The sequence below is a fragment of the Pseudonocardia sp. NPDC049635 genome, from assembly GCF_040659795.1.
Lineage (GTDB): Bacteria > Actinomycetota > Actinomycetes > Mycobacteriales > Pseudonocardiaceae > Pseudonocardia.
Genome location: NZ_JBFAON010000005.1, coordinates 98234 through 122346 on the forward strand (window position 1 = coordinate 98234; position 24113 = coordinate 122346).

General features: G+C 74.8%; 21 protein-coding genes. 10 read left to right on the forward strand and 11 right to left on the reverse strand.

Annotation, left to right across the window (positions count from 1 at the left end; translation table 11 throughout):
- Window positions 1-3: 3 nt before the first annotated feature.
- Window positions 4-606 (reverse strand): nucleotidyltransferase family protein, encoded by a 603-nt coding sequence (locus tag AB0J24_RS08785; RefSeq protein WP_358677651.1) that lies wholly within the window; start codon window positions 604-606, stop codon window positions 4-6.
- Window positions 607-608: 2 nt separating this feature from the next.
- On the reverse strand, window positions 609-791 hold the full coding sequence (locus AB0J24_RS08790) for a hypothetical protein (protein ID WP_358677654.1): 183 nt from the start codon (window positions 789-791) through the stop codon (window positions 609-611).
- Window positions 792-888: 97 nt separating this feature from the next.
- Between AB0J24_RS08790 and AB0J24_RS08795 the strand changes: the two genes are divergently transcribed.
- Window positions 889-3165 (forward strand): helicase-associated domain-containing protein, encoded by a 2277-nt coding sequence (locus tag AB0J24_RS08795; protein WP_358677657.1) that lies wholly within the window; start codon window positions 889-891, stop codon window positions 3163-3165.
- Here the strand turns inward: AB0J24_RS08795 and AB0J24_RS08800 are convergent.
- The 4 genes from AB0J24_RS08800 to AB0J24_RS08815 are packed head-to-tail and all read right to left on the reverse strand — an operon-like array spanning window position 3162 to window position 9112.
- Window positions 3162-3713 carry an ATP/GTP-binding protein gene (locus AB0J24_RS08800; RefSeq protein ID WP_358677659.1) on the reverse strand — a complete coding sequence of 184 codons (552 nt, stop codon included), beginning with the start codon at window positions 3711-3713 and terminating at the stop codon, window positions 3162-3164. The two genes, AB0J24_RS08795 and AB0J24_RS08800, sit on opposite strands and share 4 nt — an antisense overlap.
- Window positions 3714-3759: 46 nt before the next feature.
- Window positions 3760-4416: a DUF742 domain-containing protein gene (locus tag AB0J24_RS08805; RefSeq protein ID WP_358677662.1), complete on the reverse strand. Its 657-nt coding sequence runs from the start codon at window positions 4414-4416 to the stop codon at window positions 3760-3762.
- A gap of 53 nt (window positions 4417-4469) precedes the next feature.
- On the reverse strand, window positions 4470-4898 hold the full coding sequence (locus AB0J24_RS08810) for a roadblock/LC7 domain-containing protein (protein ID WP_085910464.1): 429 nt from the start codon (window positions 4896-4898) through the stop codon (window positions 4470-4472).
- Window positions 4895-9112, reverse strand: a complete 4218-nt coding sequence (locus AB0J24_RS08815) for a nitrate- and nitrite sensing domain-containing protein (protein WP_358677665.1) — start codon at window positions 9110-9112, stop codon at window positions 4895-4897. The genes AB0J24_RS08810 and AB0J24_RS08815 overlap by 4 nt, the downstream gene beginning before the upstream one ends.
- Before the next feature lie 407 nt (window positions 9113-9519).
- Between AB0J24_RS08815 and AB0J24_RS08820 the strand changes: the two genes are divergently transcribed.
- From AB0J24_RS08820 to AB0J24_RS08830, 3 genes are all read left to right on the forward strand, one after another.
- Window positions 9520-11181, forward strand: coding sequence for a DNA repair helicase XPB (locus AB0J24_RS08820; protein WP_358677668.1), 1662 nt, complete (start codon window positions 9520-9522; stop codon window positions 11179-11181).
- A 109-nt stretch (window positions 11182-11290) separates the two neighbouring features.
- Complete coding sequence (locus AB0J24_RS08825; protein ID WP_358677671.1) at window positions 11291-11518, forward strand: hypothetical protein; 228 nt, start codon at window positions 11291-11293, stop codon at window positions 11516-11518.
- Window positions 11519-11597: 79 nt separating this feature from the next.
- Complete coding sequence (locus AB0J24_RS08830) at window positions 11598-11948, forward strand: PspC domain-containing protein (RefSeq protein ID WP_358677674.1); 351 nt, start codon at window positions 11598-11600, stop codon at window positions 11946-11948.
- Window positions 11949-12078: 130 nt separating this feature from the next.
- Here the strand turns inward: AB0J24_RS08830 and groL are convergent, their stop codons facing one another.
- On the reverse strand, window positions 12079-13707 hold the full coding sequence (groL, locus tag AB0J24_RS08835; protein ID WP_358677677.1) for a chaperonin GroEL: 1629 nt from the start codon (window positions 13705-13707) through the stop codon (window positions 12079-12081).
- Between the two features lie 215 nt (window positions 13708-13922).
- Between groL and glp the strand changes: the two genes are divergently transcribed.
- The 4 genes from glp (at window position 13923) to AB0J24_RS08855 (ending at window position 19797) form a co-directional block, all read left to right on the forward strand.
- Window positions 13923-15182, forward strand: a complete 1260-nt coding sequence (gene glp, locus AB0J24_RS08840) for a gephyrin-like molybdotransferase Glp (RefSeq protein ID WP_358677680.1) — start codon at window positions 13923-13925, stop codon at window positions 15180-15182.
- Window positions 15183-15708: 526 nt separating this feature from the next.
- Window positions 15709-16422 (forward strand): phosphatidylserine decarboxylase, encoded by a 714-nt coding sequence (locus AB0J24_RS08845; protein WP_358677683.1) that lies wholly within the window; start codon window positions 15709-15711, stop codon window positions 16420-16422.
- A gap of 4 nt (window positions 16423-16426) precedes the next feature.
- Window positions 16427-17437, forward strand: coding sequence for a CDP-diacylglycerol--serine O-phosphatidyltransferase (pssA, locus tag AB0J24_RS08850; protein ID WP_358677686.1), 1011 nt, complete (start codon window positions 16427-16429; stop codon window positions 17435-17437).
- Between the two features lie 17 nt (window positions 17438-17454).
- The gene (locus AB0J24_RS08855) at window positions 17455-19797 is read left to right on the forward strand and encodes an AAA family ATPase (protein WP_358677688.1); all 2343 of its coding nucleotides are present in this window, start codon (window positions 17455-17457) and stop codon (window positions 19795-19797) included.
- Window positions 19798-19884: 87 nt separating this feature from the next.
- Here AB0J24_RS08855 and AB0J24_RS08860 read toward each other — a convergent pair whose 3' ends face one another.
- Together AB0J24_RS08860 and AB0J24_RS08865 are read right to left on the reverse strand one after the other, a co-directional pair.
- The gene (locus tag AB0J24_RS08860; RefSeq protein WP_358677691.1) at window positions 19885-20610 is read right to left on the reverse strand and encodes a LytR C-terminal domain-containing protein; all 726 of its coding nucleotides are present in this window, start codon (window positions 20608-20610) and stop codon (window positions 19885-19887) included.
- A gap of 58 nt (window positions 20611-20668) precedes the next feature.
- Window positions 20669-20983, reverse strand: a complete 315-nt coding sequence (locus AB0J24_RS08865; RefSeq protein ID WP_358677694.1) for a DUF3263 domain-containing protein — start codon at window positions 20981-20983, stop codon at window positions 20669-20671.
- 215 nt (window positions 20984-21198) lie between these two features.
- Here AB0J24_RS08865 and AB0J24_RS08870 point away from each other — a divergent pair, with 215 nt between their 5' ends.
- Both AB0J24_RS08870 and AB0J24_RS08875 read left to right on the forward strand, forming a co-directional pair.
- The gene (locus AB0J24_RS08870; RefSeq protein ID WP_358677697.1) at window positions 21199-21795 is read left to right on the forward strand and encodes a peptide deformylase; all 597 of its coding nucleotides are present in this window, start codon (window positions 21199-21201) and stop codon (window positions 21793-21795) included.
- A 101-nt stretch (window positions 21796-21896) separates the two neighbouring features.
- Window positions 21897-22157, forward strand: a complete 261-nt coding sequence (locus AB0J24_RS08875; protein ID WP_358677700.1) for a hypothetical protein — start codon at window positions 21897-21899, stop codon at window positions 22155-22157.
- A gap of 16 nt (window positions 22158-22173) precedes the next feature.
- On the opposite strand, the gene AB0J24_RS08880 is transcribed toward AB0J24_RS08875, so the two are convergent.
- Together AB0J24_RS08880 and AB0J24_RS08885 are read right to left on the reverse strand one after the other, a co-directional pair.
- The gene (locus AB0J24_RS08880) at window positions 22174-22815 is read right to left on the reverse strand and encodes a response regulator transcription factor (protein WP_358677703.1); all 642 of its coding nucleotides are present in this window, start codon (window positions 22813-22815) and stop codon (window positions 22174-22176) included.
- Window positions 22812-24008, reverse strand: a complete 1197-nt coding sequence (locus AB0J24_RS08885; RefSeq protein ID WP_358677705.1) for a histidine kinase — start codon at window positions 24006-24008, stop codon at window positions 22812-22814. Before AB0J24_RS08885 ends, AB0J24_RS08880 begins: the two co-directional genes overlap by 4 nt.
- Window positions 24009-24113 lie beyond the last annotated feature (105 nt).

Genomic DNA, 24113 nt, shown 5'->3' on the forward strand with positions numbered 1-24113 from the left:
GGGTCACGCCCCGGCCAGGCGCCGCAGCTGGGCCGGGGTGTCGACGTCGTCGGGGTCGGCGACGTCACCGCACTCGACGAGCTCCAGGGCCGGGTGCCCGGCCAGGTAGCCGCGGGCGCCCGCGTCGCCGGTGGACGCTCCGGCCACACCCGACCAGTGGTCCCGGCCGAGCAGCACGGGATGGCCGGGCACGCCGCCGTAGGCTGCCCGGCGCAGCGACGAATGGCCCGCTCCCTCGGCGACCCGCCGGATCGCCTCGGGGCCGACCCCGGGCAGGTCCACCAGGTGGACCAGGGCGGCCCCGGTGCCGGGCAGGTGGGTCAGCGCACCCAGGCCGCGCCGCAGCGACGCGCCCATGCCCTCGTCCCAGTCCTCCGCGACCACGACCCCGACGTCGCTGCCCTCGGTGCCGAGGCCGGCCGCGCGCAGCACGTCGGTGACGTCGTCGGCGCGGGCGCCCAGCACGACCGTCACCGGTCCGCAGCCGCCCGCCTGCAACGCCTTCACGGCACGGACCGCCAGCGGCTCCCCGTGCAGCCGTACCATCGCCTTCGGGGTGCCCATGCGGCGCCCGGCGCCGCCGGCGAGGAGCAGACCCGCGACCACGGTCAGCGGTTGATCTCGGTGACCGGGTGCTCGTAGGGCACGTCGTCCACGGGGAACTCGACGTCGCCGAACGGCGACATGTTGCCCTGCACGGTGCCCATGAGCTCGGTGACCGCGTGCCCGCCGTCCGGCAGGTCCGGCCAGTTCGGGTCGATCCGGTTCGGGTCGGCGGGCTTGGACGCCATCGGTTCCTCCAGCATCGTGCGGTGTCCCGTCCAGTATCGCCGACGTCCACGTGCCCTGTCCGCACCGGTGCGGCCCGCACCACCGACTACCCTGGCGGTGGTGCAGACGTCCCTGGTCGAGTGGCTGCGCGGGCAGGACGACGGGTTCCTCGCCGCGCTGCTCCGCGCGCGTCCGGACCTCGCCGTCCCCCCGCCCGGTGATCTCACGGTGCTGGCGACCCGGGCCTCCATCCGGGCGTCGGTGCAACGTGCCTGCGAGGACCTCGGCACGGTCGCGCTGACCGTGCTGGAGGCGCTCGTGCTGTCCGGTGCGACGCGCGCCCCGGTGGACGGGACGCGGGCCGATTCCGGTCCGCGCCGCTGGCTCGGCCCGGACGTCGACCGGCGGACGTTCGTCGAGGGGCTCGGTCCGCTGCGTGGACGCGCGCTGGTGTGGGGCCCGGACGAGGCGCTGTCCGCGGTCCCGGCGGCCGCCGAGGTGGTGGGGCCGTTCCCGGCCGGGCTCGGTCGCGAGGCGACCGGTCCGGCCGCCACGTCCGAACTGGACGCGCTGCTGGCCGCCACCACGCCCGAGGAGCGTTCGGTGCTCGAGGTGCTCGCCAAGGGCCCGCCGATCGGGCGCTCCCGCAATGCGGGGGACGGTTCCGGCGCGGTCGGTGCACTGGTCTCGCGCGGGCTCCTGCTGCTGCGCGACCCGGACACCGTGGAGCTGCCCCGGCAGGTCGCGCTCGCCCTGCGGGGCGACCGGCCGATGGGTCCGCTCGACCTGTCCCGGCCGGACGTCCCGCTGCGCGAGCGGGACCCGTCCGTCGTGGACGGCACCGGTGCCGGGGCGGCGCTGGAGTTCCTGCGCCGGGTCGATCTCGTGCTGGAGTTCCTGGCGACCGACGGGCCGGGCGTGCTCCGTTCCGGCGGGTTCGGGGTGCGCGACCTGCGCCGGGCCGCGAAGGAGGCGGGGACCGACGAGACGACGGTCGCGCTCGTCCTGGAGATCCTCTACGCGGCTGATCTCATCGCCGAGAGCGAGTCGAGCACACCGGAGTGGCTGCCCACACCGACAGCCGACATCTGGGGTAGCGCCCCCGAGGAGTCGCGCTGGGCGGTGCTCGCCCGGACCTGGCTGGAGCTGCCCCGGCTGCCCGGCCTGGTCGGCCGCCGGGACGACGCCGACAAGCCGGTCACCGCGCTCTCCGACGGTCCGCGCAGGCCACCCGCGGCGCGGGACCGGCGCCGGATCCTGCAGGCGCTCGCCGACCTGCCCGCCGGCACGTCCGTCGGGTCCGCTCCGGACCTGGCCCGGATCCTGGCCTGGGCCGCGCCACGGCGGGGTGGCCGGTTGCGCGACGAGCTGGTCGGCTGGACGCTCGCCGAGGCGACCACGATCGGTGTCGTCGCGCTCGATGCGCTCACCACGGCCGGGCGGGTGCTGCTCGATCCGGTGACCCGCGAGGCCCGCAACCCGACCGCGGTGGCCGCCGCGCTGCACGCTGCGCTGCCCGCCCCGGTGGAGGAGATCCTGCTGCAGGCCGACCTGACCGCCGTCGCACCCGGCCGGCTCTCCGCCGACCTGGCGCACGAGCTGTCGGTGCTCGCCGAGGTCGAGTCGGCCGGTGGGGCCACCGTCTACCGCTTCACCGAGCGGAGCCTGCGTCGCGCGCTGGACACCGGGCGCACCGCGGAGGACGTGAAGGAGGTCCTCGCCAAGCGGTCCCGGACCCCGGTCCCGCAGACCCTCACCTACCTGGTCGACGACGTCGCCCGGCGACACGGCCGGCTACGTGGCGGCGCGGTCGCCTGCTTCCTGCGCTCCGACGACGAGGTGCTGCTCTCGGAGGTGCTGGCCAAGGAGGGCACCGCCGAGCTGGGTCTGCGCCGGATCGCGCCGACCGTGCTGGTGAGCTCGCTGCCGCTGGCCGAGGTGCTGGACGGCCTGCGGGCGGCCGGGTTCAGCCCGGCTGCCGAGGACGCGGGCGGCGCGGTGCTCGACATGGCCGCCCGGGGCAGGCGGGCGGAGTCGAGGCGACGGGGGACGGGCCCGCGTCCCGGACCGGCCGGGGCCGACACCACGGACCGGACCGACGAGCTCGTCGAACGACTGCGGGCCGGCGACGCGCTCGCCGGGGTGCGGGACAGCGTCGCCGGTCGCCGGGAGGCCACCGGATCGACCGGCAACCTGGCGTCGCTGCAGGCGGCGGTCCGCGAGGGCCGGACCGTGTGGATCGGGTTCGTCGACGGTCACGGCGTCGCGGGCGACCGGGTGCTGGCCCCCACCTCGGTGGGCGGGGGAGTCGTCGAGGGCCGCGACGCACTCGACGGAGAGCTCCGCCGGATCCAGCTGCACCGGATCACATCGATCGCGCCGGTCGAGCGTTAGCGGGCGCCCGCTGCCATCCGCTGGTGCATCGCGTGCTGGACCAGCGCGATCAACGTCTCCTTCGTCGACTGCCGGTGCCGGGCGTCGCACACCACCATCGGGACGGACGGGTCGATCGACATCGCCTCGCGGACGTCCTCCAGCCCGTGCTGCAGGTGGCCGTCGAAGACGTTCACCCCGACCACGTAGGGCAGGTTCCGGTCCTCGAAGAAGTCGATCGCGGCGAACGAGTCGGCGAGCCGCCGGGTGTCGACCAGCACGACGGCACCGATCGCGCCCCGGACCAGGTCGTCCCACATGAACCAGAAGCGCTGCTGGCCGGGCGTCCCGAACAGGTAGAGCACCAGGTCGGAGTCCAACGAGACGCGGCCGAAGTCCATCGCGACCGTCGTCGAGCGCTTGTTGGGGGTGGCCGAGAGATCGTCGTGCGACGAGCTCGCCTCGGTCATCACCGCCTCGGTGGTCAGCGGCATGATCTCCGAGACCGACCCGACGAAGGTGGTCTTGCCGACGCCGAACCCGCCGGCGACGACGATCTTGGCCGACATCGTCGCGGTCCGCGCGACGGGCCGGGGCGGCTGTGGCGGCTGTGGCCTAGAGCCGACGGAGTCCACTCAACACCCTTTCCATCAGCGCGAGGTCCGGCACGTCGCCGGGGGTGCTCGCGGTCTGGTGAACGGTCACCGTGCCGCCCGAGGCCATGTCCCCGAGCAGTACCCGGGCCACGCCCAGGGGGAGCGAGAGCAGCGCCGCGACCTCGGCGACCGAGCGGGTCTGCTCGGCCAGCAGGTCGGCGACGGTGCGGTGCTCCATCGGCAACCGCTCCAGCTGGCTGCGGGCCCGGCTGCTGACCGAGACGAGCGTCTCGATGGCCAGCTCGTATCCCGACTTCGTGCGGCCCCGGGTCCAGGCGTAGGGCCGCACGAACGAGGCCCCACCGGGAGCGGGCGGAGGCGGCGCCGCCGGCGCGGATGCCGGACCGGGGTGCGGGGAAGGCACGTCACCGTGGTGTGCATCCCACTCACCGGGCGTGGGCGGCGGCCCGTAGGCCGCCGACCCGCTGATCGGACCGGTCATCTCGGCGGGCGACGGCGGCGGCGCCTGCCGCGGGGGCTCCTCGGGCGCCTCGTCCTCGGCCCGGCCCCAGCCCCATCGCCGTTTCCTGGGCTTGCGCTTGGAGTCCAGGCTGAACCCGTTCATCACGTCGGCGAACGTGGGCTCGGGGCCCTGTCCACCCGGGTCCTGTGTCATCGGATCTCACCTACCCTGGCCGATCCTGCTGCGATGGGGTTCATGACGTGTGCTCAGGGCCCGAACGAGCCCTGCAGCTCCGCGCGGAGCTCCGGGGTGAGGAGCTGGCCGACCCGGTCGACCAGCAGCGTCATCTCGTAACCGACCAGGCCGATGTCGCAGCTCGGCGAGGCGAGCACGGCCAGGCAGGAACCGTCGCTGATGGACATCAGCAGCACGATCCCCCGGTCCATCTCCACCACGGTCTGCACCACACCGCCCGCGTCGAAGCACCGGGCCGCACCCTGGGTCAGGCTGATGAGACCGGACGCGACGGCCGCGAGCTGGTCGGCCCGGTCCCGGGGGAGCCGGTCCGACGCCGTCAGCAGAAGCCCGTCGGCCGACACCACGATCGCGTGCGCGACGCCGGGGACGCGCTCCGCGAAGTTGGTGACCAACCAACCGAAACGGCTCTGGCTGGGCTGTGCCTGCGGTGCCCTCACTGGTTCTCCTCAGGGTCGGTCTGGTTCGTTCGGTCACCGGACGGCTCGGGGGTGCCGTCGGTCGTGGTGCGGGAGGCGTACTGCCTGCCGGAGGCGCTCTCCCGGCCCTGGCGCACACCCTGCTGGTAGCTCGCCAGCCGGCCGCGCACGCTCTCCGCGGTGCGTGGCTCGCCTGCCGGAGCGGGGCTGAGCACTGTCGATCCTGCCGCACTGCCGGGCAGCAGCCGCGCGCGCGGTCGCCGCTTGGGCAGCCCCGCCGAGGTGGTCTCGTCCGGATCGTCGATCCCGGATTCCTCCCCGGCGACTTCTCGCGCCTGTCGCCAGGCGTCGTCGGCGGGCGACGCGAAGCCCGCCGCACCGGCCCGGCCGGACGGCGCGTCCGGCGGCCCGGACGGGCCGTCGGCCTGGGCAGGTGAGCCGTCCTGCCAGCGGACCGGCACCGAACGGTTGGACCGGAACCACGCCGAGGCGATGTCGTCGAAGATCGGCGTCGTCTGGCTCATGTCGAAGCCGTTCTGCTGCGACCGGGCCGCCTCCAGGGCCCCCGGGCGGCGCAGCTGGCCCCGGTCCCCCTCGACCGGCACCTTCGGCGCGAACAACTCGTCCTGGGCCGGGCCCTGGCCCGGCCGCCCGGCGGGAGGCCTGCCGTCGACGGGGCCGCGGGCGGTGATCGGCCGCTTGGGCAGCGGGGCGCCGTTCGGGCCGGGCGCGGGGCGTCCGTCCGGAGCCGGGACCGGGCCGCCCCGGCCGGGGCCCGGCGACGGACGCCGGGCCGGCAGGGCCGGGCCGGGCCCGCCGGGCATCACCGGTCGCGGGGCCGGGCCGGGCCGGGCCCCGTGCGGGCGGGCGCCGGGAGGGCCACCCATCGGTTCCCGGCCCGAGGGCCCCACCGCAGGCATCGACCGGGTGTCGGTAGTGCGGCCGGTCGTCGTGTGACCGGTCCCCCCGGGCCCGGCCTTGTCGCCGGCCCCGGCCGGGGCGGTGTCCCCGGTGGCCGGCTCCTCGGAACCAGGCCGCGCGCCGGTGACGCCTGCGGCGCCGTCCGCCCGGCCGTGTGTCCCGTCTTCGGTGGTGTCGTCCGAGGTCTCGTCCCGGTCGCCGGTCCTGCTGCTGCCCTCGGCGTCGTCGGGCCCGGTCGCCGCGGCCGGGTCCACCGCCGCGCCGACCGCGGCCCGCGGGGCCGCGTCGTCGGTGGCCCCGGTGACTCCGGTGCCTGTCGGGCCACCGGAGTCACCGGAACCCGCGGCGTCACCGGAATCGGTGGAGGCCCCGGAGACCGTGGCCTCGGCGGAGTCGGCGGAGTCGGCGGTGGCACCGGAGATCTCGGAATCGGTGGATACCTCGGCGGCAGCGGACGGCTTCACCGCGGCGGGGCCGTCGAGGTCCTCCCCTGTGGGGGTCGCTCGGCCGGCCGGATCGGTGCCGCGCCCGGCCACCTGCTCGGAGCCGCCCTGGCCGGGGCCGGTGACGTCGTCATCGGCCGGGCCGTCGTCGGTGGCCGCGCCCATGACGACGGTCTCGTCGAGATCACGCTCGGGCCCGCGGTCACCGGAGCGGGTCGCCGCGGCGCCCGCGGCGAAGGCGCCGCCGAGCCCGAGTGCCGCTGCGGGGCCCATGCCCGGCCGCCCCGCCTCCTCGCGCTCCTCGGTGGTGGTGGCGTCGGGCCCGGCCGTCCCCTCGGCCGGGTCGTCGCCGGAACCGGGCTCCTCGCCGTCCCCGGCCGGGGCCGGGGCGGCAGGCAGGTCCTGGCCGGGTCCCTGCGGCGGAAGGTCACCGTCCGTGCCGCCGCTCGGGGCGGCGCCGGACCCGCCCACGGCCGGCTCGTCCTCGACGGGGGTGAACACGTCGGCCGGGGTGCGCTCCTCGGTCGCGGGCGCCTCACGGGACGGCGCGAACGACTGCATCCCGCCGGGGGCGATCCCGTTCGGGGCGATCTCCGGCCCTCCGGCCGCGTCGCCGGCGGCCTCCGGGGCGTTCTTGCGCAGCGACGAGCCCGGCCTGCGGGTCGGCAGCGCCGCGGCGGAGCCGTTGCGCGCCCCACCGGTGGCGGTGCTGCCCGCCTCGAACGTCGGGGTCAGCGGCCCGTCGGATCCGGCGACCATCGACGGCAGCGGACCGCCGCGGCCTGCCCCGTTGACCGCGACCCGACGGTCGCCGCCCTCCGGGGCGGCACGCCCGGCGGAGGGCCCCGGCAGCTCCGGAGCCGGCGGGGGCGGTGCCTGCGGGACGGGGAACGCGGCGCTCGGCCCGCCGTCGCGGCGCTGCTCGGGAAGCTGTGCCGAGGGCACCAGGTCCGCAGGCACGCTCACCGAGGCACTGAGCCCCCCGGAACCGCCACCCGCCGCCGCGGACGCGAGCCGGACACCGATCCGGTGCCGGGCCGCCAGCCGGCCGACCACGAACAGGCCCATCCGGCGCGACGCCGAGACGTCGACCTCGGCCGGGCCGGAGAGCCGCTGGTTCGCGTCGGCCAGCTCGGCGTCGAGCATGCCGACACCGCGGTCGGAGATCTCGATCAGCAGCGACTCGTCGGCGGTGCGGGTCGTGCTCATGACGACCTGGGAGTCCGGCGGGGAGAAGTTCGTCGCGTTGTCCAGCAGCTCGGCGAGCAGGTGGACGAGGTCGTTCGCCGCCCGGCCGGCGATGGTGGCGTTCGGCGGGGTCTGGACGACGACCCGCTGGTACTGCTCGACCTCGGACACCGCGGCCCGCAGCACGTCCACCACCTGCACCGGTGCCACGTTCCGCTTGGCGAGATCGGTGCCGGCGAGAACCAGCAGGTTCTCGCTGTTGCGCCGCATACGGGTGGCGAGGTGGTCGAGCTGGAACAGGTTGGAGAGCTGGTCCGGGTCCTGCTCGTTGCTCTCCAGCTGCTCGATCAGCTGCAGCTGGCGCTCGACGAGCGCCTGCGAGCGCCGGGAGAGGTTGACGAACATGCTGTTGACGTTCTGCTGCAGCGCGACCTGGTCGGCGGCCAGGCGGATCGCCTGGCCGTGCACCGCGTCGAACGCCCTGGCGACCTCGCCGATCTCGTCGCGGCTGTCCAGCGGCACCGGCTCGACCAGCGCGTTCGGTGCCTGACCCGAACGCATGCCCTCGACGGCGGCGGGGAGCTTGCGCTCCGCGACGTCCAGTGCCGAGCTGCGCAGCAGCCGCAGCGAGCGGACCATCTGCCTGCCCAGCAGCAGGATGATGCCGCCGGTGAGCAGCAGGGTCAGCATCAGCAGCACCGAGTTGAGGCCCGCGGTGTTGCCGGCCTGCTCGGCTGCGGCGGTCCGCCGGTCCACGAACGCCTGCTCGGCGGCCTGCGTCGACTCGTCGACCGCCTGCGTCGAACGGTCCACGGCGGCGTTCCACGCGGCCGCGTCCACCTGCGGCGCCTCACCGGCCGGGGTGGCCAGCACCTGGTCGCGCAGCGCGGTCCGCTCGGCGTCGACCGGCCCGGCGGCGAAGTCGCCGAAGGCACCGGCCTGGTCCTGGGTGAGTGCCAGCGCCACGTCACCCGCCGCGGTCCGGAACGCGGCCTCGGCGGTGTTCATCCGCGCGCGCGAGGCCTCGTCGAGCTGGCCGGAGGCGAGCGCGGCGTTCACCACGGTGCGCTCCAGCTGCAGCGACTCGCGGGCGGTCGCACCGGCGGCGATCGCGGTGGTCAGACCGGCCGTCTCGGCGGTCTGCAGCCGCCCGACCAGTGCCCGGTCCAGCGCGAGCGTGCGCTGCACGATCGAGGTGTAGCGCAGGGCCACGTCGGCCGCGGGGGTGGGGCCGCCCGCGACCTGCGAGCGAATCACCGGGAGCTGCCCCAGTGTGGTCTCCGCCTGTCGGCGCGCGGCGGCCAGCTGCGGCTCCTGCTCCTCGGCAGCGTCGAGCTGGGCGGTGGTGTTCCGCAGTGCCTCGTCGGTCGCGGCCTGCGCGCCCTCGACCTGCGCGCGGTCCCCGACCCGGTTGCCGGCGACGAAGGTGGCGGCGACGTCACGCTCGGTCTGCAGTGCCCCGGTCAGCGTCTTGAGCTGCTGGTGAACCTCCACCAGGCCGCTGCCTCGGCCGAGCTCCTCGGCGACGTTGGCCTGGTCGACGACCCGGATCGCGCCGATGCTCAGCGCGAGCACCGTCGGCACCAGGCCCACGACCACCAGCTTGGTGACCAGGCTCCAGTTCCGGGGGTTGAGTCGTTCCGCGAGGGTGCTCGGGCGTTCCGTGCTGGTCACGGTGGTCACGGCGCGGTCTCCCTGTCGGTCTCCGGTCCGGGCACGGGCATGGGCGCTCCCGGGTGGTCCCGGCGGGCGGCGGGCGGCCGGGCCGGCCGTGTGGCGTCGCGGAGGGGGAGCATCAGCGGGTCCGGTGCGCCTTTCGGGTCACGACGATCCCTCCCGGCCGTCTCCGCGCGGACACGGAAGCGGCGGCTGCCGCGCTCCGGGGGAGCCGGGCGGATATGATCGTGCAGGGTCTCGTCTGTGCATGGCGGACGGCTCAGGAGTCTAGCCCCCATCGCGGGGTCGTCCCGCGCGGCGTAGCGGCGCTCACCCTCCGGTCACGTGCGGTGACGCAGGTTGACCGTTCGTCTCCGCTCGTCGCCCGGCGGTCTTGCGCTGCTCCGATTTCCGACGTCGAAGGGATTCGCTCCGTGACCGACGGTCCGCTGATCGTGCAATCCGACAAGACCCTTCTGCTCGAGGTCGACCACCCGGACTCGGCCGAGGCGCGGGCTGCGATCGCCCCGTTCGCCGAGCTGGAGCGCGCCCCGGAGCACGTGCACACCTACCGTGTGACGCCGCTCGCGCTCTGGAACGCCCGTGCCGCCGGTCACGACGCGGAGCAGGTCGTCGACGCGCTCGTGCGATGGGCCCGCTATCCGGTGCCGCAACCGTTGCTGGTCGACGTCGTCGACACGATGGGCCGTTACGGGCGGTTGCAGCTGTCGAACCACCCCACCCAGGGGCTGGTGCTGACGGCGCTGGACCGCGCCGTGCTGGAGGAGATCCTCCGGCAGAAGAAGATCAGCCCGATGCTGGGGGCCCGGATCGACGACGACACCGTCGTGGTGCACCCCTCCGAGCGGGGACGGCTCAAGCAGGCGCTGCTCAAGGTCGGCTGGCCCGCGGAGGACCTCGCCGGTTACGTCGACGGCGAGGCGCACCCGATCGACCTGGTGCAGGACGGCTGGTCGCTGCGCGACTACCAGCGCCACGCCGTGGACGGGTTCTGGGACGGCGGCTCCGGAGTGGTCGTGCTGCCCTGCGGTGCCGGCAAGACCCTGGTCGGGGCGGCCGCGATGGCCCGGGCCGGTGCCACCACGCTGATCCTGGTCACCAACACGGTCGCCGGACGGCAGTGGAAGCGCGAGCTGGTGGCCAGGACCTCGCTCACCGAGGAGGAGATCGGCGAGTACTCCGGTGAGCGCAAGGAGATCCGTCCGGTGACGATCGCGACCTACCAGGTCGTGACGCGCAAGACCAAGGGCGAGTACAAGCACCTGGAGCTGTTCGACTCGCGGGACTGGGGCCTGGTCGTCTACGACGAGGTGCACCTGCTGCCCGCGCCGGTGTTCCGGATGACCGCGGACCTGCAGTCCCGGCGCCGGCTCGGGCTCACCGCGACCCTGGTCCGGGAGGACGGCCGGGAGGGCGACGTGTTCTCGCTGATCGGTCCGAAGCGCTACGACGCGCCGTGGCGCGACATCGAGGAGCAGGGCTGGATCGCCCCGGCCGAGTGCGTCGAGGTGCGGGTCACGCTGACCGACGCCGAACGGATGGCCTACGCCACTGCCGACTCCGAGGAGCGGTACCGGACGGCGGCGACGGCACGCACCAAGCTCGCCGTGGTGCAGGCGATCCTGGACCGGCACCGCGGGGAACCGACCCTGGTCATCGGTGCCTATCTCGAACAGCTGGAGGAGCTGGGCGAGAAGCTGGACGCGCCGATCGTGCAGGGTTCGACCCGCAACCGTGAGCGGGAGCGGCTGTTCGAGGAGTTCCGCAGCGGCGAGATCGACCGGCTGGTCGTGTCCAAGGTCGCGAACTTCTCGATCGACCTGCCGGAGGCGACGGTCGCGGTGCAGGTCAGCGGTACCTTCGGGTCCCGCCAGGAGGAGGCGCAGCGGCTGGGGCGGCTGCTGCGGCCCAAGGGGGACGGCCGGCAGGCGCACTTCTACTCGGTCGTCTCCCGGGACACGGTGGACACCGACTACGCGGCCCACCGGCAACGGTTCCTGGCGGAACAGGGGTACGCCTACCGCATCGTCGACGCCGACGACCTGCTCGGTCCGGCACTCCCGGACAGCGGCTGAGCGCTGCGCCGGCGCCCTGATGGCGGCGCGGACCCGGCGCGGATCCGGCGCCGAACCGTGTCCGGGGGCACACTGGGGGTGACAAGCCGGCCGGCCCCGGGAGGAACGCATGACGACGACCATGTGGGTCCTCGCCGGTATCGGCGCGTGGGTGCTGGTCGGGCTCGCCGTCGCGCTCGTGTTCGGCCGGATGATCCGGCTGCGGGACCGCGGGCTCCCCGGGCCCCCGGACGGCGACGACGGTGAGCGCGAGGGCCACCTCCCGCCCCGGCCGCCCCGCCCGCGCAGCGCGGCGGAGCCGCCGGCACCCGGAGGCGGTCAGACCCCGCGTCCCTGAGCCCGCGGGCCCGGGTGTCCGGGTCGGGATCCGGGGCGATCCGGAGCCCGCCGGTCCGGCTCCCCGGCAACCTGGAGCCATGGACACCACAGCGCAGAACTCCGCAGGCAACAGCTCCGACCGGACCACCGACCCGGTGGCCGATCCGGCCGTCGGCACCGGCCCGGGAACCGGCACCGGCCCGAACCCGCCGCGCACGGACCGCGCCGCGGGCGCAGGTTCACCGGGGCTCGGTGATCGGCTCGCCTCGTTCCGGCTGCGCCGCAGCGCCACCGACAAGATGCTCGGCGGTGTCTGCGGCGGGCTCGGCGCGGACCTGGGCATCGACGTGGCCCTGCTCCGGATCCTGGTCCTCGTGCTGACCCTGGCCACCGGTGGCGCCGCAGCGCTGGTCTACCTGGCCGTCTGGCTGATCGCTCCGGTCGGATGAGCCGTGCCCGGCGGCCCACCGCCCGCCGGGGCCCGGAGGCGTCGGCGGCTCCCGAACGCCGCGGGGGCGGCACCGGCGAACCGGTACCGCCCCCGCGGGTCGTGCTGGGTGCCTGGTGCGGCAGGACCGATCAGAAGTCCATGCCGCCCATGCCACCGGTCGGGTCGGCGGGCGCGGCGCCACCCTTCTCCGGCTTGTCGGCGATGACCGCCTCGGTGGTGAGGAACAGGGCCGCGATCGAGGCCGCGTTCTGCAGCGCCGAGCGGGTCACCTTGGCCGGGTCGATGATCCCGGCCTTGACCAGGTCCTTGTACTCCCCGGTGGCGGCGTCGAGGCCCTCACCGGTCGGCAGGTTGCGGACCTTCTCCGCCACGACGCCGCCCTCGAGGCCGGCGTTGATGGCGATCTGCTTGAGCGGGGCCTCCAGCGCGACCTTGACGATGTTCGCACCGGTGGCCTCGTCACCGTCCAGGCCGAGGCCCTCGAACAGGCCCGCACCGGCCTGGATCAGGGCGACGCCGCCGCCGGCGACGATGCCCTCCTCGACGGCCGCCTTCGCGTTGCGCACGGCGTCCTCGATGCGGTGCTTGCGCTCCTTGAGCTCGACCTCGGTGGCCGCGCCGGCCTTGATGACGGCCACGCCGCCGGCCAGCTTGGCGAGGCGCTCCTGGAGCTTCTCGCGGTCGTAGTCGGAGTCGGTGCGGTCGATCTCGGCGCGGATCTGGTTGACCCGGCCGGCGATCTGGTCGGCGTCACCGGCGCCGTCGACGATGGTGGTCTCGTCCTTGGTCACCACGACCTTGCGGGCGGTGCCCAGCAGGGACAGGTCGGCGGTGTCGAGCTTGAGGCCGACCTTCTCGGAGATGACCTCGCCACCGGTGAGGATGGCCATGTCGGCCAGCATCGCCTCGCGGCGGTCACCGAAGCCCGGGGCCTTGACGGCGACGGACTTGAAGGTGCCGCGGATCTTGTTGACGACCAGGGTGGCCAGGGCCTCGCCCTCGACGTCCTCGGCGATGATCGCCAGCGGCTTGCCCGACTGCATGACCTTCTCCAGCAGCGGGAGCAGGTCCTTGACGGTCGAGATCTTGGAGGAGACCAGCAGGATGTACGGGTCCTCGAGCTCGACCTCCATCCGCTCGGCGTCGGTCACGAAGTAGGGCGAGATGTAGCCCTTGTCGAAGCGCATGCCCTCGGTGAGCTCGAGCTCGAGCCCGAAGGTCTGCGACTCCTCGACGGTGATGACACCTTCCTTGCCGACCTTGTCCATCGCCTCGGCGATGAGCTCGCCGATCTGCTTGTCGGCGGCGGAGATCGACGCGGTGGCGGCGATCTGCTCCTTGGTCTCGACCTCCTTGGCGCTCTTCAGCAGCGCCTGGGAGACGGCCTCGGTGGCCTTCTCGATGCCGCGCTTGAGCGACATCGGGTTGGCGCCGGCGGCCACGTTGCGCAGGCCCTCACGGACCAGGGCCTGGGCCAGCACGGTGGCGGTGGTGGTGCCGTCACCGGCGATGTCGTCGGTCTTCTTGGCGACCTCCTTCACCAGCTCGGCGCCGATCTTCTCCCAGGAGTCCTCGAGCTCGATCTCCTTGGCGATCGACACGCCGTCGTTGGTGATGGTCGGCGCGCCCCACTTCTTCTCCAGAACGACGTTGCGGCCCTTCGGGCCCAGCGTCACCTTGACGGCGTCGGCGAGGGTGTTCATGCCCCGCTCGAGGCCGCGACGAGCCTCCTCGTCGAACGCAATCTGCTTCGCCATGGGGGTGTTGCCCTCCGATAGAGGTGGTCGAGAGATCGGATGCGGCGCCCGCGACGGACGGCCGGCTACCCTGCGCCGGCCTCACCGAACCGATCTGGCACTCCACGGACACGAGTGCCAGTGGATGCTGTGCCCGTTTCTAGCACTCGGGTGTGGTGAGTGCAAGCGACGGGGCCCGGATGCCGGGCCACCGGGGAGCGGGGCAGGATGGCCCCATGGCCACCGCACCCACCTGGTCGAACTCCGGTCCGCGATCGGTCTCCGAACACGCCGCCGCGGTCGCCGCGCTGGTGCCGCCGACCGGGACCGAGCGGGTGCCGCTGGCCGAGGCGAGCGGCCGGGTCCTGGCCGAGGACATGACCGCGGGCGTGGCCCTGCCGCCGTTCGACAACTCGGCGATGGACGGCTACGCGGTACGGGCCGCCGAGCTCGCCGGCGCCTCCGAGGCCGCTCCGGTGACGCTGCCGGTGGCCGAGGACATCCCGGCCGGGCGCACCTCGGTGCCGCCGCTGGCGCCCGGCGCCGTCGCGCGGATCATGACCGGTGCGCCGGTCCCCGAGGGTGCCGACGCGATCGTGCCGGTGGAGCGGACCGACGGCGGCACCGGGCAGGTCCGGATCGGCGCGGCACCCGAGCCGGGGGCCTACGTCCGCCGGGCGGGTGAGGACGCGGCGGCCGGGGCGGTGCTGCTGCGGGCGGGCACGGTGCTCGCGGCGCCGCAGATCGGGCTCGCCGCGGCCGTCGGGCGCCCGGACCTGGCGGTCCGCCGGCGTCCGCACGTGCTGGTGCTGTCGACCGGTTCGGAGCTGGTCGCCCCCGGTGAGCCGCTCGCGCCGGGACAGATCTACGAGTCCAACGGGACGATGCTCGCCGTCGCCGTCCGGGAGGCGGGCGCGACCGCGGAGCTGCTCTCGTTCGTGCCCGACGACGTCGAACGCTTCCGCGCGGTGCTGGCCGATCGGATCACCGGGGACGCACCCGCGCGTCCGGACCTCGTCCTCACCTCGGGCGGGGTGAGTGCGGGGGCCTACGAGGTCGTGAAGGACGCGATGACCGGCCACGGCGTGCAGTTCGGGAAGGTCGCGATGCAGCCCGGCGGCCCGCAGGGCTGCGGCCGGCTCGATCTGGGCGGGGTGGACGTCGCGGTCGTCACGCTGCCCGGGAACCCGGTCAGTTCGCTGGTCTCGTTCGAGGTCTTCGTGCGGCCGGCGCTGCGGGCCGCGATGGGGCACCCGGCCCCGCACCGGCCGGTGGTGACCGCCCGGCTGGCCGGCGAGCTCTCCTCCCCGGCCGGCAAGCGGCAGTTCCGCCGCGGCGTGCTGGACGCGACCTCCGCGACGGTGGCCGAGATCGGCTCCACCGGATCGCACCTGATCGCCGCGCTGGCCCGGGCCGACTGCCTGATCGACGTGCCCGCGGACGTGACGCGTGTGGCCGACGGATCACCGGTCGCGACCTGGCTGATCGAACCGTAGGACACCGGCGTCCGGCGCCGGGCGTGGTCGATGATCCGCCCGGAGGTCGCTCCCGGGCCGGCCCGGCCGGCCGGCGCTGATGCGCTGTGCGACAGGGCCTCACTCGCCCGGCGCCAGAGCTGGGCCAAAAGTGTGACCCACCTCATAGGCATACGGGGCAACGATCTCACCGCGAGCGACGTCTGTCCCTGTAGGCGTTCGGCCGAAAGAGGTAGATCACGGTGGACATCCATCGTGATCTGGACTGCCGGTCGCCGGGGAGGAATACTTTTGCTCGCGAAGGGGTAACCCCTTCGCAGCACAGGACCCACCGCCCGTCGCTGGGGAGCGGACGAGCGGTTCCAAGGCCGGGGTCGTCGTCTCGGGGGACGGCGGCCCCGGCCCTTTTCGTCCGGAGCGGGCGATGGTGCCAGGTGTCCCCCGGCCGTAGCGCACGGGGGTCCGGCCGTCCCGCCGGAGATGCGTCACCGGCTCCCGCGTAGCGTGGCGGTTCCCCTACCGGAGCATCAGGAGCCGACGACCCGCCATGGCCGAAGGAACCGGCACCTCACCGAGCCACATCGTGCGTCTGGTCCGCGACGCGATTCCGCCCATGCACCCCGGTGGTCGCCCGATCGTCGCCGCCGTCGCGCTGGCCGCGGCCGGGGTACGCGCACTCAGCGGGCGGGGTGCGCTGCCCGGGTTGCTCGCGACCGGCGCCACCGCGCTGTTCTTCCGGGATCCGGTCCGGACCCCGACCCAGCGGCCGGGCGCGGTGCTCGCCCCGGCCGACGGCACCGTCGCGACCGTCACCGAGGTCGTCCCGCCCGCCGAACTGGACCTGCCGCGGGTCCCGCACCCGAGGGTGTCGATCTTCCTGACGGTGCTGGACGTGCACGTGCAGTGGGTGCCCCTGCACGGCCGCGTGCTGGCCGTCCGCTACGAGCCGGGGAAGTTCCTCTCCGCCGACCTGGACAAGGCCAGCGAGGACAACGAGCGCAACGCGATCACCTTCGTCGCCGCGGGCCCGGACGGGTACCGGGTCGGCGTCGTGCAGATCGCCGGGTTGCTGGCCCGCCGGATCGTCTGCGAGCTGTCGACGGGTGACGAGGTCGCGGCCGGCGAGCGGTTCGGTCTCATCCGGTTCGGCTCCCGGGTCGACACCTACCTCCCGCCGGGGACGTCGGCGCTGGTCCGGCCGGGGCAGCGGACCGTCGGTGCCGAGACCGTGCTCGGCGTCGTCACCCCGGTGGAAGGCTGAGCGGATGACGATCGGGCCTCCGGCGAAGGGGTACCCGGCCGGTGTGCGACTGCTGCCCAATGCGGTCACCGTTCTCAACCTGTGCGCGGGACTGTCCGCCGTCTACTTCGCCCTGCAGGACCGGTTCGACCTGGCCATCGGCGCGGTGCTGGCCGCGGCGCTCTGCGATGCGCTCGACGGTGGCCTCGCCCGGCTGCTCGACGCCTCCAGCCGGATCGGTGCCGAGCTGGACTCGCTCGCCGACCTGGTGTCCTTCGGTGTCGCACCGGCACTGGTGATCTACATCTGGGCGTTCGAGGACGTCCGGGCGGGCTGGATCGTCGCGCTGGTCTTCGCGGTCTGCATGGCGTTGCGGCTCGCCCGGTTCAACACCCTGCTCGACGACGACCAGGCGCCGCCGTTCGCCCGCGAGTTCTTCGTCGGCGTCCCGGCCCCGGCCGCCGCCATGACCGCAGGAATCCCGCTCTACCTGTGGCTGCACCTCGGACCCGGCTGGTGGTCGACCGGGCCGGTGGTCGCGGTCTGGGCGCTGTTCACCGCCGGACTCATGGTCAGCCGGATCCCGACCGTGTCGCTCAAGGCGGTCCGGGTCCCGCAGCGGGCGATCGCCCCGCTGCTCGTCGGGGTGGGCGCGATCGCCGCGGCGCTGTTCACGGTGCCCTTCCTCGGCGTCACGATCGCCGCGACCGGATACCTGCTGCTGTTGCCCTACACCGCGTACCGCTACCGGTGGCTGGCCCGGCACCCGGAGGCGTGGGACGTGCCGACCCGCCAGCGCCGTGCCGTCGCGCGGGCAGCCCGCTCGGCCCGCCGGCTCGGCCTGCGGCCGCCGCTGCGCCGTCGGGTGGCCGGCCGGGCCGGTGCGATGGCGCGGGGCGTCCGCCGCAGGCTGGACCCCGACGGCGCCGCCCGCCGGGAGAGCAGCCGGTCCGCCAATGGCCGGGCGGTGCACGGTCCCGGGGTCGCCCCGGCCCCCCGCGGGTCCGGGCGCCGCCTCGGGTTGCGCCGCCGCTGACGACTAGCGTGACGAGCGTGGGAGATCCCTCGCTGACCCTGGTCGCGCGCCTGGCCCCGGCGGCCACCGACGCCCGTCGCGGGGTGATCCGGTTGCATCCCGAGGTGCTCGCCGGGCTCGGCCTGCGGTCCTGGGACGCGGTGACGCTCACCGGTTCCCGCCGGACCGCCGCGCTCGCCGTCGCCGGTGATGCCGCCGTCCCGCACGGCCAGGCCCGGCTCGACGACGTGACGCTGTCCAACGCGGGCCTGACCGACGGCGCCACGGTGGTCGTCGCACCGGCCGAGGTCACCGCGGCCCGCGCGGTCCGGCTGATCGGGTCCCGGCTCACGACCGCGACGGTCGGCCCGGACACCCTGCGGTTGGCGCTGATGGGCAAGGTGCTCGTCCGCGGGGACGCCGTCTCGCTGCTGCCGCAGGACATCGCACCGCCGCCCGGCGCCGACGTGCACTCGGTGCGCCGGGCACTGGCCGCGGCGGTCGGCGGCGCGTGGACCTCGGAGCTGCTGACCGTGGCCGTCGCGGAGCCGGACGGGGGGCCGGTGGTGGTGACACCGTCCACGGTGGTCGGTTGGCAGGGCGGCGCGTCCACCGGGTCGGTCGCGGTGCGGGCGGGCCGGGTGGCCGCGGCCGGCCCGCAGGGCGCCGTGCGGGGTGGCGAGGCGGTTCCGGGGGCGGTGACCGGTGACCCGTCCGCCGCGGGCCCGGGAGCCCGTGGCGCGGCCACCGGGGACACCGTCCCCGGGGATCTCGCGGCGGGCGAGGCCGGGCCGCCGCCGCCGTCGATCGACGACCTCGCGGCGAACGAGCAGGTCGCCCGGCGGCTGCTGGACTGGCTGGAGCTGATGTTCCGCCGCCCCGAGCTGCTCACCCGGCTCGGCGGCGAGGCACGGCTCGGGGTGCTCGTCAGCGGGCCGGAGGGGGTCGGCAAGGCGACGCTGGTGCGCAGCGCGAGCGCCGCCGCCGGGGCCCGCTGCGTCGAGCTCGTCGCGCCCGCGGTCGCCGCGCTGGAACCGGCGGCCGCCGCCGAGCGGGTCCGGGCCGCGATCGCCGACGCGCGCCCGGCGACCGGGGAGCCCGCCGTGCTGCTCGTGCACGACGCCCACGCCCTGCTCCCGGCGTCGAACCCACCGCCGCTGGCCACCATGGTGCTCGACGAGCTGCGCGCGGCCACCGCGCCCGGCGGGCCAGCCCTCGTCGTCACCAGCGCCGAACCGGAGTCGCTGGACCCGCGGTTGCGCGCGCCGGACCTGGTGGACCGCGAGCTGACCGTGCCGCTGCCGGACACCGCGACCCGCCGGGCGCTGCTGGAGCGGCTGCTCTCCGACGTCCCGCGTGGCCGGGACGTCGATCTCGCCGTGATCGCCGCCCGGACCCCCGGGTTCGTCGTCGCCGATCTCGCCGCGGTGCGCCGCGAGGCGGCGATCGCCGCGGCCCTGCGCGGCGCGGGTGCGGGAACCGAGCAGGCCGAGGAGATCCGCCAGCAGGACCTGCTGGGTGCGGTCGGATCCATCCGGCCGATCTCGCTGTCCGGTGGTGGGGCGCTGAGCCACGGCGGCCTGACCCTCGACGACGTCGGCGACATGGCCGAGGTCAAGCAGTCGCTGACCGAGGCGGTGCTGTGGCCGCTGCGCCATCCCGACTCGTTCGCCCGGCTCGGCGTGGACGCGCCGCGCGGGGTGCTGCTCTACGGCCCGCCCGGTGGCGGCAAGACCTTCCTGCTGCGCGCGCTGGCCGGATCCGGCGATCTCAACGTGTTCGCGGTCAAGGGCGCCGAGCTGCTGGACAAGTACGTGGGGGAGTCCGAGCGTGCGGTCCGGGAGCTGTTCCGCCGGGCCGCGGAGGCCGCTCCGGCGCTGATCTTCCTGGACGAGGTCGACGCGCTCGCGCCGCGCCGGGGCGGATCGACCGACGCCGGTGTCGCCGACCGGGTGGTGGCGGCGCTGCTCACCGAGCTGGACGGTGCGACGCCGCTGCGCGAGGTCGTCGTGGTGGGGGCGACGAACCGGCCGGACCTGATCGATCCGGCACTGTTGCGCCCGGGTCGGCTGGAGCGCCTCGTCTTCGTCCCGCCGCCGGACGCGGCCGCCCGGGCCGACATCCTGCGGGCCGCGGGACGCGACGTCCCGCTCGGCGACGACGTCGATCTCGACGAGCTCGCGGACGACCTCGACGGCTACTCGGCCGCGGACTGCGCCGCGCTGCTGCGGGAGGCGGCGCTGACGGCGATGCGGGAGTCGCTGGAGGCCGGTGAGGTGAGCGCGGCGCACGTCGCGACGGCCCGGCGGGCGGTCCGCCCCTCCCTGGACCCGGAACAGGTCGCCGAGCTGGAGGCCTACGCCCGGCGGCGCAGCGACTGACCTCGCTGTGCTCCACCCCGGACGGACCACGACCCCGGACGGGACGTTCCGTCCGGGGTCGCCGGCGTGCTGGGGAGCAGGTCGGTGTCAGGCCGCCGAGAAGTCCCGGGTGACGATCACGATCACGCCGGGGGTGGCGTCCTGGATGCCGTCGAAGCGGGGTTCGGAGCGGATGCCGAACTCCCGGGCGATCTCCTCCGCCGCGGCCTTCTCCGCGGTGCCGGTGCGGTAGTACACGGTGGTCGTGGGGATCACCCCCTCCGAGTAGTTCTGCACCTGCGACACGGTCCAGCCGTTGCTGCGGAACTTTCCCGCGGCCTGCTCGGCGAGGCCGCGGACCGTCGAGTTGTTGTAGATCCGGACCGCGGGCCGGACGGTCGCCGTGGTGCCCTCGCTCGCCGCACCACCCGGGGCGGGGGCGGGAGCGGGCGCGGCGGGGGGCGGGGGCGCGCCCGCCGCACCGGCGCCGTCGTAACCGGGTGAGCCGGGCGTGCCCGGGGCGCCGGGGGTGAAGGGGGAGGTGCCGGGTGCGCCGGGCGCGGCACCGTCGGTGCCCTCGCCGCCCGGGCCGGGCGTCGCCCCGTCGGCGCCACCTGGGCCATCGGGGCCGCCGTCCTCGCCGGGGGCGGGCGGTGCGCCGTTCCCACCGGGGGCGGGTTCGGCCGACGCCGGTGGCGGCGCTGCCTGCGGGCTCTCGTCACCACCGCCGCCGAGACCGGTGAGCCCGACGACCCCGGCCACCACACCGACGCCGATCAGTGCGATCCCGGCGATCTTCAGCGGCGACATTCCGCCGGACGCGGGTGCGGTCATCGTGACCTCCGATTGGGGATCGAACTGCGGCTCACGGCTGTGCCCGGCCTTCCCGGTCTCAGGGCTCGAGGCCCAGGCGCCGCGCGGCGCGGGTGCGCTGGCGGCTGGAGCGCAGCCGGCGCAGGCGCTTGACGAGCAGCGGATCGACGGCCATCGCCTCGGGCTTGTCGACCAGCGCGTTCAACACCTGGTAGTAGCGGGTCGCGGACATGTCGAAGAGCTCGCGGATCGCCTGCTCCTTGGCCCCCGCGTACTTCCACCACTGGGCCTCGAACGCGAGGATCTCGCGCTCCCGGCGGTCGAGCTCGCGGGAGGGGGTGGCGGAGCGCTGGTGCGCTCCGCGGCGTTCCGAGAGGGACCCAGCGGACTCCATCACGCTCCTCGAGCGGCCGACGATCTCACGGTGACGGCTCTTCCGGCAGCCGCCGCCGATTCGAATGACACAGCTGTCATTCGAGGTCGGATTGAACCACACGGGACCGACGGCGAGCCGCCGCGACGCGCCCCGCCACGCCCGAAACCCACCGGGCGGGTGCGGCACCGCTCACCCCGAGCGGGCAGCGCACGGCGCGACCGTACCCTGCGACGGTGACGGTTCTGCGCATCCGCATGGTCGGCGATCCCGTGTTGCACCGACCCACCCGCCCGGTCGGGTCGGCGGACATCGGGAAGGACGAGCTGCGCACGCTCGTGGACGACATGTTCGAGACGATGGCCGCGGCCAACGGGGTCGGGCTCGCGGCCAACCAGGTCGGGATCGACCTGCGGTTGTTCGTCTTCGACTGCCCGGACCCCGAGACCCGCACGATGCGCCGAGGGCACGTGCTCGACCCGGTGCTGGAGACCAGCGAGATCCCCGAGATCATGCCGGACCCCGACGACGACCAGGAAGGTTGCCTGTCGGTCCCGGGTGAGAGCTTCGCGACCGGGCGGGCCGAGTGGGCCCGGGTCACCGGCACCGATGTGGACGGCAATCCGGTGGACGTGGAGGGCAAGGGCTTCTTCGCCCGCTGCCTGCAGCACGAGGTCGACCACCTCGACGGGTTCCTCTACCTGGACCGGTTGATGGGGCGCAACCAGCGGGCCGCGAAGAAGATGCTGCGGCGCAACGGCTGGGGCAACCCGGACGACTCGTGGGACCCCTCGGCGGTCGAGGCGGAGGACGTCGCCCGGGGCCGACCCTGAGACCGCCCGGGGGAGTCGTACCCCGGTACTAGGGGTTGACCTGCAGGAACCGTCCGCGCGACCGATGTGGCGCCCCGGCGCCGGCGGGCATCGTGGTCGCCATGGTGCTCACGATCCTCGCCGTCCTCCCGGTCCTCGCCGTACTGCTGGTCATGGCCCTGCAGCCGCTGCTCGAACTGTGGGACGACCGCGCGTCCGAGCGGGACGACGCCGCGGTGCCCACCGGCCGCGTCCGGTGGGCACCGGAGATCCCGGGACCGACGGTGCCGGCGGTGTTCCCGGAGGCTCTCGGCGACGTCAGCGCGGTGCTGTCCGTCCCGCACCCCCGGCGACCGGCCCGGTCGCTGCACCCCGTCCGCTGAGGACCGGCCCGGTCGCTCACTCGACGAGCCTGTTCTCCCACGCCCAGGCCGCGATCTCGACCCGGTTCCGGGCGCCCAGCTTGGTCCCGATGTTGGTGAGATGGGTCTTCACCGTGGACAGCGACACGAACAGGTCACCCGCGATCTCGTGGTTGGTCCGCCCGCGCGCGACCGCCCGCACCACGTCCAGCTCGCGCGCGGACAGCGCCGACAACGTCGCCGGGCGCGGCGGCGCCGGCTCGGTGAGCCGCTCCAGCAGCCGCACCGTCACCGACGGCGACACCAGCGCGTCCCCGGCGGCCGCGGCCCGCACCGCCTCCACCAGCAGCCGTGGCCCGGCGTCCTTGAGCAGGAAGCCGCAGGCCCCCGACCGCAGCGCGCCGTAGACGTACTCGTCGAGGTCGAACGTCGTCACCACCACGATCCGTGGCGGCGCGGGATCGGCACTCAGCGCCTTCGTCGCCTCGATGCCGTCCATCCCGGGCATCCGGATGTCCATCAGCACCACGTCCGGGCGCAGCTCCCGGGCGAGGCGCACCGCGGCGTCACCGGTGCCGGCCTCGCCCAGCACCTCGATGTCGTCCTCCGCGGACAGGATCAGCCGGAAACCGGTCCGGACCATCTCCTGGTCGTCGGCGAGCACGACCGTGATGCTCACCGGCCCACCGCCGGCAGTTCGGCCAGCACGAGCCATGCGCCGGGACCGTCCGGCCCGACCCGCAGCGTGCCCCCGAGCGCGCCGACCCGCTCCGCCATCCCGGCCAGGCCGAAACCGCCCCGGTCGCCGGCCTGACGCCTGCGGTCGGCCTGGCCTCCCTCGTTGCGCACCACGACTTCCAGTCGTCCGTCCCGCAGCCACAACCCGACGTGCACCGCGGTGGCGTCCGGAGCGTGCCGGTGCACGTTGGTCAGCGCCTCCTGCACCACCCGGTAGGCGGTCGCACCGACACCGGGCGCGAGTCGTGCCGGGTCGAGAGCGGGGTCCTGCTGGAAGACCGTACGGTGCCCGTACGGGTCGAACCGACTCACCAGCTCGGTGATGTCGGCCGGGCCGTGCGCCACCGCGCGGGCCGCCTCCTCGCCGCCGCGCAGCACGCCGACCATCCGGCGCATCCCGGCGAGCGCCTCGGCGCCGGCCCGCTCGATCGACTCCAGCGCCGGGCCGGCCTGTTCGGGATGGGTCCTGGCGACGGTGACGGCGGCCTGGGCGGCGACGACGATGCCGGTCACGTGGTGGGCGACGACGTCGTGCAGCTCCCGTGCCAGCTCCATCCGCTCGGTGTTGCGCGCCTCGGCGAGCCCGGCCTCCCGGCGCACCCACATCTCCCGCAGGACGGCCGCGACCGCCACGGTGCCCGCCCAGCCCAGACCCACCAGGGCGAGCGCCATCGGCCGGTCGACGTCGTCGAAGCGGAGTGCGGGCACGGCGATGAGCACCCCGAACGACGCGATCCCGTACGCGACCGCGGCGGCGCCGTTCGACCGGCGGATCACCGCGACCGTCACCACGGCGAGCGCGAACAGCTCGGTGAACGAGATCATGGGCAGACCGAACGGCCAGGCCAGCAGGGAGAGCGCAGCGGACAGCGCCAGCGCGGTGACGGCCACCCTGGCGATCCCGGCCGTCGTCGACCGGTGGCGCAGCAGCACGACGCCTGCGACGCCCGCCCCGGCGAGGAGCCCGGAGTACCAGACGTCCCGGGCGGCGGGCAGGGTCGCGGCGGCGAGCACGTCGACGCCGAGCCAGAACAGGTAGGCCAGGACCTCCAGCGTGACCAGGAAGGTGGGCGTCCGCCGCACGGGCCCGCCGGGTGCGGGCTCGGGTGGGAGGACGGCCGTCGGGGGCGTCATGGTGCCCACGGTAGGTCGGAGACGGATCGCCCGGCCTCGACCGGAAGTACGAGCACCCGTCGGTGAAGACCGTCCCGTGGTCCGAGGTGGCACGGGCGCAGCCCG

What these genes read in the sequence shown, in the direction of transcription:
- AB0J24_RS08790 (WP_358677654.1), bottom strand. Translation starts at nt 791, where the DNA reads ATGGCGTCCAAGCCCGCCGACCCGAACCGGATCGACCCGAACTGGCCG.
- AB0J24_RS08800 (WP_358677659.1), bottom strand. Translation starts at nt 3,713, where the DNA reads ATGTCGGCCAAGATCGTCGTCGCCGGCGGGTTCGGCGTCGGCAAGACC.
- AB0J24_RS08805 (WP_358677662.1), bottom strand. Translation starts at nt 4,416, where the DNA reads ATGACACAGGACCCGGGTGGACAGGGCCCCGAGCCCACGTTCGCCGAC.
- AB0J24_RS08825 (WP_358677671.1), top strand. Translation starts at nt 11,291, where the DNA reads ATGACGACGACCATGTGGGTCCTCGCCGGTATCGGCGCGTGGGTGCTG.
- AB0J24_RS08830 (WP_358677674.1), top strand. Translation starts at nt 11,598, where the DNA reads ATGGACACCACAGCGCAGAACTCCGCAGGCAACAGCTCCGACCGGACC.
- groL (WP_358677677.1), bottom strand. Translation starts at nt 13,707, where the DNA reads ATGGCGAAGCAGATTGCGTTCGACGAGGAGGCTCGTCGCGGCCTCGAG.
- glp (WP_358677680.1), top strand. Translation starts at nt 13,923, where the DNA reads ATGGCCACCGCACCCACCTGGTCGAACTCCGGTCCGCGATCGGTCTCC.
- AB0J24_RS08845 (WP_358677683.1), top strand. Translation starts at nt 15,709, where the DNA reads ATGGCCGAAGGAACCGGCACCTCACCGAGCCACATCGTGCGTCTGGTC.
- pssA (WP_358677686.1), top strand. Translation starts at nt 16,427, where the DNA reads ATGACGATCGGGCCTCCGGCGAAGGGGTACCCGGCCGGTGTGCGACTG.
- AB0J24_RS08860 (WP_358677691.1), bottom strand. Translation starts at nt 20,610, where the DNA reads ATGACCGCACCCGCGTCCGGCGGAATGTCGCCGCTGAAGATCGCCGGG.
- AB0J24_RS08865 (WP_358677694.1), bottom strand. Translation starts at nt 20,983, where the DNA reads ATGGAGTCCGCTGGGTCCCTCTCGGAACGCCGCGGAGCGCACCAGCGC.
- AB0J24_RS08875 (WP_358677700.1), top strand. Translation starts at nt 21,897, where the DNA reads ATGGTGCTCACGATCCTCGCCGTCCTCCCGGTCCTCGCCGTACTGCTG.
- AB0J24_RS08885 (WP_358677705.1), bottom strand. Translation starts at nt 24,008, where the DNA reads ATGACGCCCCCGACGGCCGTCCTCCCACCCGAGCCCGCACCCGGCGGG.